Origin of the sequence: Methanooceanicella nereidis, from assembly GCF_021023085.1 — an archaeon.
GTDB classification, from domain to species: domain Archaea; phylum Halobacteriota; class Methanocellia; order Methanocellales; family Methanocellaceae; genus Methanooceanicella; species Methanooceanicella nereidis.
In genome coordinates this window covers 37,864-51,139 of the sequence record NZ_PGCK01000011.1, presented here as the reverse complement: position 1 = coordinate 51,139, position 13,276 = coordinate 37,864, and the positions used below count along the sequence as shown (strand labels likewise).

Here is a 13,276-nt window from a genome sequence, read left to right as displayed (position 1 = left end):
TGGAGTGACGTGGGTGAAGATAACAGCATATACAGTTGATAACATCCCCATGATAAAGGAAGGCGACGACCTGGCAGCGATAGTTACCGGGTCGACGGAGATCGAGGATGGCGATATAGTGGCGTTCGCCTCTACTATCGTTTCTAAAGCAGAGGGGAGCAGATACCTTTTAAGCGACATCACGCCCTCGGATAAAGCGTTCGAGCTTGCAGAACTTAATAATGAGGACCCGAAATTCATTCAATATGTCCTCAATAGTAGCACTAAGATATTGATGAAGCACCCGCTGCTCGTACAGACCGTCTGGGGCAATGTATGTATAAACGCGGGAATAGACAGGTCGAACACAGAGACCGGATATATTTTATTACTGCCAGAAGACTCGGACAGGTCAGCAAGAGAGTTAAGGGACAGGATATTTGAGATAACCGGTAAAAAGGTCGCAGTTATCATTACCGATACGAATGGAAGGTCATTCCGTAATGGACAGATAGGTGTAACTGTCGGATGTGCCGGTATCGCAGGCCTGATAGATAAAAGAGGCGACGTAGACCTGTTCGGACATACTCTCAAGATAACCATACAGGCAATAACCGATGAAGTCGCTGCTTGCGCCAATATGTTAATGGGAGAGTCAAACGAGGGCACGCCGGTAGCCATAATTCGCGGCTTTAAATATCCGGTCAGCGATGAAGGCATAAGGTCAACTTTCAGGACTGATGATGAGGATATTGTTAAAAGAGCTTTGATCGAAAAGTTAGAAAGGGATGAAAAGGCTCTTCTGACGGACCGGGCACAAACCAAAAAATTAACAACTAACGATTAAAAAAGTCGTCCAGCGTATCCCGCTGAATGCCTCGTTCTATCTTTTTTCTTTCATTTTTAATATCCGGGCTTAAATAAGCATATTTTGCGGGTATTTTCTTTTTCGCATATTCCTTATTTCGCCGGTTATCGATGTATTGCGAATCATAGAACGTTTCCCAAAGACTATCATGAGATGGTATATCTGTTACTGTGGCTAATCTTCCCGCCTCCTCGGGCGATATCTCGACTATCGTTTTATTGTATCCCAGATATTTTGCATTTACAAGATAGTGGTCCCTGTGGCTCTTGACTACCGTAGGCCTGTCCGTGTTCTTTTTTTCTATCCAGTCAAGATACATGTCGATTATCAAATGCTCGGGGTATACCTCAACATAATAAACGTCACCTTTCTCCTGAAACCTGGTAAACCCTTTCATACTGTGATATTCTCCGAAGACTTCCCTGTACATATGATAATATTTTTTTGAGACTTCGTCCTTGTGTGAAAGTACGTTAAAAAGATCAGGATAATAAGAAGCCAGCAAACCGACAAGCTCGTTAGTCACGCATTTTCTATGCCTTAAAGCATATGTGATAAATGAACCCGTTGATAAGCCCCTGAGCGAAGGATTACATCCTGGTACCTGTTTCCATAAAGATGATCTGATATGGAACGGGATATTTTTTACCAGGTCATCGACATATACAACGATCTCCCCTCTATGCCAGTATAATTCTCTTTCAAGGTCCCTTTTATTGTTACCGCAGACCATAGTGGATCCGGGATTCGTCCTTAGCGCAATGGCGGCTTTAATTACGCTTTCCATATCCTTTTTATAACCTATGATCATTATACGAATGCCTCCAGGCTTGACTGGAATTTTTTCCCGACTTTGATGAATGGCCTGGCTCTCTTTAAGACGACTCCGATGTTCATGAGCTGAACAAAATTTTCGATTGGACGCGAGGTTATTATCCTTCGTGCGGTAACAGGGCCTATACCGGGCACTAATAAAAGCTCGTTATAGCCAGCCTCGTTTATGTCCAGCGGGAAAATATCCCTGTTATGTTTCGCATAGACCATTTTAGGATCTTCATTAAGCAAGTTGCCGTTATCGTCAAGCACCAGATCAATATCGGCAGACTTCATTCCGTAGTCTTTCATTAAATATGATGCCTGGTATAGCCTGATCTCTCTCCATAACGGGACGGCGCTCCTGTCGGATAGCGGCGTGTCCGGGACAGGGTCGAAACTCATAAAATAAGGGCGTCTAAGGCCGTAATTTTCCATGAACCGGTCTATTGTCAGAATGATCTCTTTATCAGGCTCGCATGAAGCGCCTACTACGAACTGCGTATCATTTGCTCCGATGATCCTTTCCCCGTATGCCATTTCACTTCTTCTTTCCTTAACAAGGTCGTTGGTCCATCCCATCCTTCTAAGCACATCGATGCCGTAATCAAAGTTCGGGCATATCTCCGAGTACCTTGAATCGCAGGTAGTCTCGGCGTTGACACCGAACTTATTAGCATAAAGCGATATCTCATTCATGACGTCGCGGGGAACGCCGGGCATCAGACGGACATGGATATAACCATTGAATCCCTGCTCTCGTAGTGTCCTTATTATCTCCAGCTGTTTTTGCGAAGTATATTCAGGGTCCTTCAGTACGCCGGATGTTAAAAATAATCCCTCTATTGAATTTTTTCTGTAAAGGTCCCACGTTATCTTGATTATCTCATCGGGTGCCAGGGACGTCCTTGTTACTTCCCTTCCGCATCTGTTGGGGCAATAAAGGCATTCTCCGCTACACCTGTTCGTCATCAATGTCTTATAAAGCTGTATGCAGCGCCCGTCAGGAGTGAACGTATGGCAAACGCCGGCCTGATTACAGCTATCGTATTTTGTCCCTTCGGAAAGTATTTTCACTCTTTCGTCAAGCGAAAAATATTTTTCTCCCATCTATTTCTATTTAGGGAGATAGATTATATAATAAAGAACTGAGAGCTCTCCGAAAATAAAAAATTACAGAGTGACTCCGAGGAGGCTCAGTATTATAAGGCATACCGCCCCAGGGATGCCGCCTAATATGCAGATCAATAGATTGACCGGGTCATATTCCATTCCCATGTTAAAGATGAAATTTATCGCAACGAACAATACCAGGCCGCCGACCGCATTGATTATTATGTCCTTCGCCGTCTTCAGTATGAACTTGAACATTGCATACAATATCAGGATAAATATTATCCCGAAGATCAAATAGAATATTAGCTCTAACTCCATTCTCTACCCCTGCCATTGGTCATTAGGTTAATTATTGTACGCTTGTTTTATATCTATATTGGTTTAAGCAGTGATTTTTTTCTACCATCGACAAAATGTCATTCAGCTGATAAAGCATCATGCGGTTTGAATCCCATCTCAGCATGGAAGCGGCATTATCGACCTCGGCCCATACATAGGCAGAATGCTCGGGACTTAAAGAGATGTCCGTTGAAGGAGCTTCCACCGCGAAAACGTTCTCTATATAGCGCTTATTTTTCCATATGAAACAATACGGGCTTTGTAGATTGAAAAATTTTTTCGGCTTATCTATTCCGGTCTCCTCGGAAAGCTCTCTCAGAGCCGCTTCTTCCGGGCTCTCGCCCCTTTCTATGCCGCCTGTTATAGGCTGCCAGAAACCGCCAAGCCCGGGCACACGTAAAAGAATCAGATAGAGGAGCTTTTCTTTTTCCCGGGCATATGTCCAGACTTCCACCTGCTTTTTTGTCGGTATCCTGTTACGCCTCATCTCTCCTCAATCCCTAAAAGAATTTATCCAGGGTGCCTTGAATACTTTCTCCCTTAAGCTCTTCTTCAGCATATCCAAAGTACCCGAGCATTCTTAATGCTACAGGTATTAGTTGCTTATCTATATAATAGTTTGAGTCTATCTCATATACCCTGCCTTTGGCATACAAGTTGCCTTTCTCGAACCTCTGGAACATCTCTACGGGATATGCCCTGTCGCTGAGGTTCCCGGAACCTTTTATGATGACATAGCTTATTTTATTGCCTATCTCGGCGGATATGTCGAGCTCCCTTGCGATCTCTGCAGCGTGTACATGGGCCTGCGCGCTCTCATATTTTCCGAAGCTTTTCGTGAGCGTCTTGTTGATGACAAGCTTGTCAAGCGGCGCCTTTCCTTCTTTCACCTTACTTATGATATCCTTAACGAATTTGACAGCTTTTTCGGGATTTTCCTCCTCCAGTATGATCCTGATGACCTCGGACTGTAACTCTTTTGCCAGCTCGCACCAGTCGCCTCTTCTTACCTCGAGGCCCCTGACGACGATCTCGCCGCTTTCCGTAAGCCCTGCGTATCTCTTTTTAGACTCCGTGAAAAATATGACGCGGTAAATGTTATCGATGTCCATTTCCAGGGGAAGCTCATCGCTGACGCGTTTTATGAAAGCTTTAATGACCTCTTGCAGGTCTTTTCCGCTCTCGAGCTTAACGAACAGTGAATCCGTATCGCCGTAGAGCACTCTCAAGCCCATTTCCACTGCGATATCGTTAGCTTTCTGTATGAAGTATCTGCCCCATGCGGATGTTGCCTCAGCACATTCCCTGCGGTACCACTTGGCCTGAGCCCATCCTGTATACCCGTAAAACGCATTGGTAAGTATCTTAATGCATTTTTGTCTCATATCAAGTATCTTATAGTCCCTGTCGCTTTTCTTCGTGACAGCGAGCTTTTTCTTAAGCGCTGACCTGTGCTGGATAAGGTCCTTTAAGATTTTCGTGAAGAACCCTTCCGGGGACTTTTTAAACCTGTAGCCGACTTCCGGGGCCGGAGGATAACAATCCTTATCCGTTTTTGAACAGACAGTATCGGGAGAAATATTATACGCAACCATTATGGAAGGGTACATAGCTGAAAAGTCAAGAGCTGCGACATTCCTGTGGAGCCCTTTCTCCGGAGGGAAAACGAGGCCTCCGACATATGTTTCCATCTCTCCGCCTTTTGAAGGTATGAGCTCGTCGTTCTCGTATGCGATATAAGCAAGGTAAGCCTCAACCTGCCTCCCTCTTCCCATCTTAGAGACATTATCGAGCGGCTCGTGCACCATCCTGGCGAACTCATACTGTAACGGTAAAAGCTCTTTAGCAAGGCCGTATGTGCTTACGACATCGTCAATGGAATACTGTAGAAGATCTTCTCTGCGTGATTCGTCATGCCAGTATTCATATATCTCCGACCCGGGGATATTGACGCGTTCATCTTTTTTCATGACCCCCAGGTATTCGGCCACATTATCGAGAGTCTTGATCTTTACGCCGTCCACGTCCCTTGCAGCGACTTGATACAGGTCGACGTTCATTCTTCCCGTCATCTTTACTTTTTTCTGGATACCGCCCTTGCCGAACAGCGGCGTAGTCCCGTCCCTGCAAATGTCGAGCTTCATCTTATGGTGTTTTAAGCGGGCGTTAATATAAGGCCAGTCAAATGAATCCTGATTATAACCCACGATAATGTCCGGGTCATATTTTTTAATGAGGGCCAGGAACTCTTCAAGTATCTTTTTATCATCGCCGTCTTCCGACTTTAACAACTTCACTTCTTTATCTGTTTTGATAGATATGATGATTATAGGGTCATTTTTAGGGGTTGGCATTCCTTTGGGATTGGCCATCTCGCAGTCAAAAGCCATGATCTTCGGCTTAACTTCGTCCTCTCGCATAAAGCCCTTCGGATCATGGCATAATAGCCCTACATCGGCATATTCCACCGGGACATGGTCGCCTTCGGCCTCTATCCCGCCCATAGGTGTCAGCCTTTTATCGATGATGTATCTCACGCCGAAAAGAATATCCGCCTCTCTCACATCTCCGTACCTTACTGCAAGTTCCCTCAGGTGTGGCACATCGCGAGGCAATTGAGTATAGATCTTAAAACATTTGATATGCTGGCCGAAATTTTTTTTATCCACTTGCTCGACCCTTACCGGCTTGATAGTCTCTCCGCCCACTTCCGCCGTCAGGTTCTCGATCGTGCTTTTTTTAACGTCGCCATAAGGCACTACATAAAAATAAGGCTCGAACCGATAGTCAAAGATAACCGAGCTCCTGCCCGCATCATCGATACACCACATCCTTATTATCGGTTTATCCTTTTCGACAATGTAATCTACATCAAGCAGCCAGCCTCTAAATTTCATCAATATAAAATTACTTTAATACGTTTAATATCTTGTGTAAGCTATGAAATTATTGATTTTATAAAAATGAACGACCGAAAAAGGTTTATTTTTATAAGTCATTCGCTACATTTATAAGCAATGAACATATATGTACATTATTGTATATCATATAATAGTAATGTATCTTAAGAGGTATTTAATGTCTATCATATCATTTAAAAACTTCACATATACATATCCAAAAGGGACCGAGCCGGCATTAAAAAACATTGATCTCGATATCGAAGAAGGGGAATTCATACTTGTAACAGGAAGTTCCGGCGCGGGAAAAACAACACTCTGCCGTGCATTGTTCGGGGCCCTGCACCATGACATCGGAGGCGACATTAAAGGTTCGATCCAGATAAAAGGAAAAGATGTTTCGCAATATAATATCGGTATCATCGGAGCGTTCATGGGCGTTGTGTTCGATGACCCGGACTCGCAGCTTTTTATGCCGCTGGTTGAAGATGAGATCAAGTTCGGCCTGCAGGCAAGGAACCTTCCTTCGAGCGAAAAGGATGTCATAAGAGTCCTTGACAGGGTCGGCATCGCTCACCTTATAAAAAGAGCACCGCATGAGCTTTCCGGAGGGCAAAAACAGAAAGTTGCCATCGCAGCAGCTATGGCGAATGACCCGGAAATACTTGTTTTCGACGAGCCGACCTCACAGCTTGATCCCCAGAGCACCATCGAGATCTTCAAGATATTATCGGAGTTGAGGGGGCAGGGAAAAACTATAATCCTCGTTGAGCAAAAACTTGAGGATATTATCGATAAGGTAGACAAGATCGCTGTCATTGACCATGGTAACCTGGCTGCGTTCGGAAAGCCCAGGGAGTCGTTAAAATGCGAGGACCTGTACAGGATAATGTCATATCCCTGCGTATCAAAGCTATCAGTGGAGCTAAGGTCAAAGGAAATGATGTTAAGCCTTGATGAGGGTAAAGAATTTCTCAAGGCCAATAATTATAAGCTAAAACCTTCAAATGGAAGGGCTTTTGTAAGGGATGACAGGAATACTCCGATACTTTCGGTAAATGATCTGAAATTCGGGTATAATGGCGTAGATGTCCTAAAAGGAATATCTTTTGACGTGATGCCGGGCGAAGTTTTCGCCATACTTGGCCATAACGGATGCGGTAAGACCACGCTTCTAAAAAATATCATCGGGCTTCTTAAGCCGTCAGGAAAGGGCATGGTGCTGCTGGACCGTACGGATGTAAAGGACATTAATGTGGAAGATGCCGCAAAGACTGTAGGGTTTTTATTCCAGAACCCGGATAACATGCTTTTCGCAGAGACAGTCCTCGAAGAGGTCATGTTCGGCCCCGATAATCTTGGACTTCAAAACAGTAAGGAAAGAAGCATGAAAGCCATAGAAGAAGTCGGGCTAATAGACAGGATCAATGAGTACCCGAGGTACCTGAGCAACGGTGAAAAGCTAAGGCTGTGCATAGCATCGATCCTTGCCATGGGTCCGCGCCTGATTATACTGGACGAGCCGACGACCGGGCTTGACGATAACGAATGCGGGAAACTCATGGAAGTTGTCCTGAAGCTAAAGTCCGAAGGAGTCGCAATAATCATGGTGACGCATGACATGAACCTTGTGGCAAGGTACACTGAAAAGGTAATAGTGCTCTCCGACGGCAGGATATTCAAGGAAGGGAGCCCGTCCGATGTCCTGAAAGACAATGATGCTATGAAGGCAGCGTCGCTAAAATCTCCGCCCATCATTGAGCTGTCAAAGGAATGCGGCTGTGTATACCTTACCGTTGAGGACTTCCTGGAGGCCATTATATGAGCGAGATATTCCAGTACGTTGATAAAAACACTGTACTACACTTGCTGAACCCGCTGACAAAGGTGTTATTCTGCGCGTTCATAATAATCGCGGGAATAATGTGCGGAGATCCAGTAATACTGACGATACTGCTGATATTGCCCATTATCGCATTGATGGCGGCGGGAATGAAAAATGAGATAGCCGGACAGTTCAAGATGCTGTCGGTAGTGTTCGCTTTCTTGATATTGATAACGGTGCTGACGGTAAGGTCGGGTGATATGTACTATATCTCAGGAATACCGGCTTTCACATATGACGGGATAATGCTCGGGATGATAATTTCACTCAGGCTGGCGGCAATGTTCTTCGCGTTTATGCTGCTGGTCACGACCACGAGGCCGGGCGACCTCGTAAATACGCTTGTAAGCCGCATGTTCTTCCCGCTTGACTATGCGTTAATGTTAATGATAACCTTACGTTTCATACCTACTTTACAGATAGAGGCCAAAAAGATCCGCGAGGCGCAGGCAGTAAGAGGGTTCAACGCAAAGGGAATATCCAATATATCCAGAAGTGTCGGCCCGACCATAACCCCTCTCCTATCCAATTCGATCGGCAGGGCGGGCAGCCTGGGACACGTGATAGAATTAAGGGGATACAGGTCAGGCTCTAAAATTAAATTCACCGAAATACCCCTTAAAAGCATTGACATGGCTCTGATAGCGATAATGGCCATATCAATATTAGCCTATGGATTCTATGTCTTTAGCATTATCTAAATAATAAATAACAGCAGAGCCAGGCTGATCGCAAATAGTCCGGTGGATATGACGACGGCGTTAGAAGCGAACTCATAATCATGTTTAAACTGCGCCGCCAGTATCGTATTCGTGACAGCCACAGGGGTGGCCGCCTCAAGCAAAGATGTCTTGTAAACGGTGCCTGATACGCCCATCATAGTCGCCATGATAAGGACTATAGCAGGCATCAACAGCAGCTTGATAACGCTTAATACCCCAATTTCTTTTAGCTGAATCCTGCATCCCGCGCATCCCACCATAGCGCCTGTCGCTAAAAGTGCCAGAGGCGATACGCTCTGAGATATGAGTGATATGGGGAGCATTAAGAGGTCGGGGATCTCGACCCATGATAACAGGAGTCCCAGCACCGCGGCCCAGAGGACCGGTAATTTATAAAACTTAAAGTTTTTTGCGTCGTCATCGGAATATTTCTTTAATATATGTACGCCTATCGTCATCACTATCAGCGTATGTATGGTGGATATGAATGCGGTAAGATCAAGAGAATCGTATCCCTGCACCATTATGTTCAGCGGAAACCCGATATACCCGGTATTACCGTAAAACGCACATATGATGAACACGGGGAATAAGCGTTTTTCCAGAGCCCAATGTTTCGCGACGGCATACGCGATCAGCATAATAATGATAAGCGGTACGGTATTCAGGATATACAGGTCGGGATAGAATAACAGATCCTTACTGGTATTGTGAAGGCTGACGAAGGTGATCACGGTTATGCCAACATAGTAGACATAATCGTTTATGATCTTCAAGACCCTGTCCTTTAGTATTCCCGTCTGCTTTAAAAGCCAGCCTGCGATGATCATACCGAATATCGGTAAGATCACATCAAGTATATTCATCAGGAAATATCAAGTCGCATGATGACTAAATACTTTATCAGGCCGGAATGATGCCTGTAAGTATCGTTTACATGGCATGCGTTACATAACATTTATGTTAATCGCGTGTATTGTCAATTTAATGAACTTTGAAGTTATCCCTGCAATAGACCTTAAGGGCGGTAAATGTGTACAGCTTGTACAGGGTGTGCCCGGAACAGAGATGGTGTCTCTTGACGATGCGCTGGCAGTCGCTGACGATTGGGTGAGCCAGGGCGCGAGGACGCTGCATGTAATAGACCTTGACGGAGCCTTTAGCGGTGAAAGAAAAAATGCCAAGATAGTCGAGCAGATAATAAAAAAATACGACGTTAACGTACAGGTAGGGGGAGGCGTAAGGGACTTTGAGACGGCAAAATATCTTCTCGACATCGGCGTCACCCGCGTTATCCTCGGGACATCTGCTGTAAAGACCCCCGAGTTAATATCCGATCTTTCCTCAAGGCTGGGTAAAGAGAAGATCATGGTATCGCTTGATTCTAGAAAAGGGGAAGTGCTCGTTGACGGATGGACCGCATCATCAGGAAAAGGCACAGTGGACCTGGCAAGACAGTTCGAGACAAAGGGAGCAGGGAGCATACTTTTTACCAACGTCGATGTTGAAGGTTTATTAAAAGGCGTAGATGAAAACCCTGTAAGATCACTGGTCTCCAGCGTCGATATACCGGTCATCGCATCAGGCGGCATCACGACGCTGGAAGACATCGTGAAGATCAAGAATACGGGAGCAGCAGGCGTCGTAATTGGCTCTGCGCTTTACAAACATTTATTTACTTTAAAGGAAGCAATAGAGGTGGTATCATGAGGACAGCCAGTGTTAAAAGACAGACAAAAGAGACCGATATTACTGTCGACCTGAACATAGACGGGAGCGGGACAGGAAGTATTACTACGGGGATCGGCTTTTTTGATCATATGTTAATGTCCTTTACAAAGCACGGCCTTTTTGACCTTAAGCTAAAGGCAAAAGGGGACCTCGATGTGGACGACCACCACACGGTCGAAGACGTCGGACTTGCCCTGGGCGAAGCTTTCAAAGATGCGCTAAAGGATAAATCCAATATAGAAAGATTCGGCCATGCCATCGTACCGATGGACGAATCGCTTTCACAGGTAGCTGTCGACATAAGCGGAAGAGGCTACTCGGTCTTTAATGCAGAGTTCAAGGCTGAAAAGATCGGGGATTATTCCACCCGCATGACACGCCATTTCATAGACTCATTTGCCCGTTCGGCAGGAATAACCATAAATGTGAAGATCGAAGGCGAAGACGACCACCACATGGTAGAGGCCATGTTCAAGGCTCTTGCTATCGCCCTGTACAAGGCCACCGCTAAAAATGAAAAACGAGGTGTTCCAAGTACAAAAGGTAAGCTATAAGACCTTATTATCGCTGGACGAGATAGCTTTCACAAAAGTCATGCTCGTCCTTGCCATGGTAATATGGGGCGGGTCTTTTATTGCCTCAAAGGTGGGGCTTAGCGAGCTTTATCCAATCGAACTTGCTGCTTTAAGGTTTGCAATAGCCACGCCGGTCCTATTATTATTCACAGTAATGGCCTACGGTGTCGGTTCACTGAAGATCGATCTTAAGGACCTGCCAGTATTGATAGTTCTTGGCATGACCGGAGTGACCCTTCAGTACATTTTCCAGTTCATAGGCATGTATTACACGACCGTTACAAATTCGGCTTTGCTAATAAACATGGCAACATTCTTTATTATAATACCATCCGCGATATTTTTAAAAGAAAAGATCAACGCGGATAATATATTAGGAGTGATACTGGCTTTCGTCGGCGCAGCCCTTGTCATCACTAAGGGCGAGTTCATATTCCAGGCTAATATCATAGGCGACGGATTGATACTGATATGCGCCGTTCTGTGGGCGATATATGTATTGACTGGAAATAAGCTTGCAGGAAAATATTCAGTTCTGACACAGCTAAATTACATATTCATCATAGGGTTCATCGGACTTATACCGGCATATTTCCTTACACCGCATCATGCCCTGACGGAAATATCATTACTTTCCTGGGAATGTATAATCTTCCTTTCTATATTTTGTTCAATATTTGCATATTTTATCATAAACAACGCCATAGTAAAGATCGGCCCGTCCAAAACCGCGATATACCAGTATTTTGAACCTTTGTTCGCGATCATTTTCGCGATAATATTGCTGAGCGAGCCTCTTACGGTCTTTATCGGGATCGGCGGACTAATGATAATTGCGGGAATAGCGATGGCTGATAATAATATTAAGTTATTAAGTATTTTTAAAAATAAAGCATAAAACCCAAAATTATGCCTATCGACAGAAACCTATAATATCATTACACGTATTATCACGTGGATATGTTCAGTATGGACATAAAAAACGAAAATAATAATTATGATGTTCTAATGATAATCGCGCTCGTATCCATTAACATTTTCTGGGGAGCATCGTTTATCGCTAATGCCATAGCATTAAAGTCTATAAACTCTATAGAGCTGGCATCGATAAGGTTTTTTATCGCCGCACCGGTTTTAGCTATCGTTTCCTATTTCCTGAAAGGTAAAGAGATATTCAAGATAGATAAAAAAGACTACATGACATTCATTTTACTGGCCATTACCGGTGTTACCGTTCAATATATATTACAGGTCTCGGCTCAAAACTATACTACAGCTACTAACTGTTCACTATTGATCAATTCGTCTGTATTTTTCATAATGATATTAAGCACGATGTTACTTGATGAAAAAATGACGTTAAGAAAATTGTCAGGAGCGATAATAGGCTTTTTAGGCGTCGCGCTACTTGTCTCAAAAGGCGAGATGGCATTTGATCTTGGCGGACATCTTCTGGGTGATATCCTTATTATAATCTGTGCAGCCATGTGGGCTGTATATTCCATAAGCGGGAAAAAGATATCCTCAAAATATCACCCGCTGACCATACTTAACTATACTTTCATATTAGGCACCATAGGCCTGGTCCCATTCTATTTTATGACGCCCCATATGAATATTATGGAGATACCGATGGATGCAATTGCGGCTATCCTTTTCCTTGCCCTGTTCTGTTCGATCGTAGCATATATAGTATACAATACTGCGCTTGAAAAAATAGGTGCTTCACGTGTCGCGCTATACATCTATCTCGTGCCGTTATCGACAATAATAATGGCAATGATCGTGCTGAATGAGACAATGACAGTATTATCAGGTATAGGCGGTTTGCTGGTGCTCACAGGTATGTATATTGCAGAGAAAAAATAAGATATTGAAACAGGTAAACAATAGTATTTTTAGCTTAACAGATATTTACCGGATAATTCAAGGATAAATTAAGCGTAAAAAATCAATTAAGCTCATTATTTTTCAATAAACCAAAATTCATATCCATTTATCAGCTTTTATATCAATTATAATCTTAATAATATATATTTCACTAAATGCACGAATAATATTGAAATTCACATTCAACTATCGTATTATCGAAAGGAGGATTAATAACATGTTTAAAAAACTACTAGCAGCAGGAACAGCGGTTGTCGGTACCGCATTGACAATGCTCCCCGCATCAGCCTGGTGGGGCGGCGGTCTGGGCTGGGGCGGCCTTGGCTGGGGCGGCCTTGGCTGGGGCGGATGGGGCCTCGGATGCGGCCTCGGATCATGCGGCCTTGGCTGGGGCGGATGCGGCCTTGGCACATGCGGCCTGGGATATGGCCTTGGCTGGGGCGGCCTCTGGTGGTAAT

14 protein-coding genes are annotated in these 13,276 nt (G+C 44.4%); 8 read left to right on the top strand and 6 right to left on the bottom strand.

Annotation, left to right across the window (positions count from 1 at the left end):
- Window positions 1–13: 13 nt before the first annotated feature.
- The gene (locus tag CUJ83_RS12560) at window positions 14–826 is read left to right on the top strand and encodes a coenzyme F420-0:L-glutamate ligase (protein WP_230742669.1); all 813 of its coding nucleotides are present in this window, start codon (window positions 14–16) and stop codon (window positions 824–826) included.
- Here CUJ83_RS12560 and CUJ83_RS12555 read toward each other — a convergent pair.
- The 5 genes from CUJ83_RS12555 to CUJ83_RS12535 all read right to left on the bottom strand — a co-directional run bounded on the left by CUJ83_RS12555 (window position 816) and on the right by CUJ83_RS12535 (window position 6,012).
- The gene (locus CUJ83_RS12555) at window positions 816–1,658 is read right to left on the bottom strand and encodes a DUF4130 domain-containing protein (RefSeq protein WP_230742668.1); all 843 of its coding nucleotides are present in this window, start codon (window positions 1,656–1,658) and stop codon (window positions 816–818) included. The two genes, CUJ83_RS12560 and CUJ83_RS12555, sit on opposite strands and share 11 nt — an antisense overlap.
- On the bottom strand, window positions 1,658–2,770 hold the full coding sequence (locus tag CUJ83_RS12550) for a radical SAM protein (RefSeq protein ID WP_230742667.1): 1,113 nt from the start codon (window positions 2,768–2,770) through the stop codon (window positions 1,658–1,660). Before CUJ83_RS12550 ends, CUJ83_RS12555 begins: the two co-directional genes overlap by 1 nt.
- Before the next feature lie 63 nt (window positions 2,771–2,833).
- Window positions 2,834–3,094, bottom strand: a complete 261-nt coding sequence (locus tag CUJ83_RS12545; RefSeq protein WP_230742666.1) for a pro-sigmaK processing inhibitor BofA family protein — start codon at window positions 3,092–3,094, stop codon at window positions 2,834–2,836.
- A 31-nt stretch (window positions 3,095–3,125) separates the two neighbouring features.
- On the bottom strand, window positions 3,126–3,602 hold the full coding sequence (locus CUJ83_RS12540) for an NUDIX hydrolase (protein ID WP_230742665.1): 477 nt from the start codon (window positions 3,600–3,602) through the stop codon (window positions 3,126–3,128).
- A 13-nt stretch (window positions 3,603–3,615) separates the two neighbouring features.
- Complete coding sequence (locus CUJ83_RS12535) at window positions 3,616–6,012, bottom strand: DNA-directed DNA polymerase (RefSeq protein ID WP_230742664.1); 2,397 nt, start codon at window positions 6,010–6,012, stop codon at window positions 3,616–3,618.
- A gap of 181 nt (window positions 6,013–6,193) precedes the next feature.
- On the opposite strand from CUJ83_RS12535, the gene CUJ83_RS12530 reads away from it, so the two are divergent.
- On the top strand, window positions 6,194–7,840 hold the full coding sequence (locus CUJ83_RS12530; RefSeq protein ID WP_230742663.1) for an ABC transporter ATP-binding protein: 1,647 nt from the start codon (window positions 6,194–6,196) through the stop codon (window positions 7,838–7,840).
- Window positions 7,837–8,601, top strand: coding sequence for an energy-coupling factor transporter transmembrane component T family protein (locus CUJ83_RS12525; RefSeq protein WP_230742662.1), 765 nt, complete (start codon window positions 7,837–7,839; stop codon window positions 8,599–8,601). Before CUJ83_RS12530 ends, CUJ83_RS12525 begins: the two co-directional genes overlap by 4 nt.
- On the opposite strand, the gene CUJ83_RS12520 is transcribed toward CUJ83_RS12525, so the two are convergent.
- A complete protein-coding gene (locus CUJ83_RS12520; protein ID WP_230742661.1) occupies window positions 8,598–9,488 on the bottom strand; it encodes an AEC family transporter in 891 nt (296 codons plus the stop codon). The genes CUJ83_RS12525 and CUJ83_RS12520 overlap by 4 nt on opposite strands.
- Before the next feature lie 121 nt (window positions 9,489–9,609).
- On the opposite strand from CUJ83_RS12520, the gene hisA reads away from it, so the two are divergent.
- The 5 genes from hisA to CUJ83_RS12495 all read left to right on the top strand — a co-directional run bounded on the left by hisA (window position 9,610) and on the right by CUJ83_RS12495 (window position 13,275).
- The gene (gene hisA, locus CUJ83_RS12515) at window positions 9,610–10,332 is read left to right on the top strand and encodes a 1-(5-phosphoribosyl)-5-[(5-phosphoribosylamino)methylideneamino]imidazole-4-carboxamide isomerase (protein ID WP_230742660.1); all 723 of its coding nucleotides are present in this window, start codon (window positions 9,610–9,612) and stop codon (window positions 10,330–10,332) included.
- Window positions 10,326–10,907, top strand: a complete 582-nt coding sequence (gene hisB, locus CUJ83_RS12510; protein ID WP_439651971.1) for an imidazoleglycerol-phosphate dehydratase HisB — start codon at window positions 10,326–10,328, stop codon at window positions 10,905–10,907. The genes hisA and hisB overlap by 7 nt, the downstream gene beginning before the upstream one ends.
- Window positions 10,879–11,826 carry a DMT family transporter gene (locus tag CUJ83_RS12505; RefSeq protein WP_230742658.1) on the top strand — a complete coding sequence of 316 codons (948 nt, stop codon included), beginning with the start codon at window positions 10,879–10,881 and terminating at the stop codon, window positions 11,824–11,826. Before hisB ends, CUJ83_RS12505 begins: the two co-directional genes overlap by 29 nt.
- 62 nt (window positions 11,827–11,888) lie before the next feature.
- On the top strand, window positions 11,889–12,797 hold the full coding sequence (locus tag CUJ83_RS12500; RefSeq protein WP_230742657.1) for a DMT family transporter: 909 nt from the start codon (window positions 11,889–11,891) through the stop codon (window positions 12,795–12,797).
- 238 nt (window positions 12,798–13,035) lie between these two features.
- Window positions 13,036–13,275 carry a hypothetical protein gene (locus tag CUJ83_RS12495; RefSeq protein WP_230742656.1) on the top strand — a complete coding sequence of 80 codons (240 nt, stop codon included), beginning with the start codon at window positions 13,036–13,038 and terminating at the stop codon, window positions 13,273–13,275.
- Window position 13,276 lies beyond the last annotated feature (1 nt).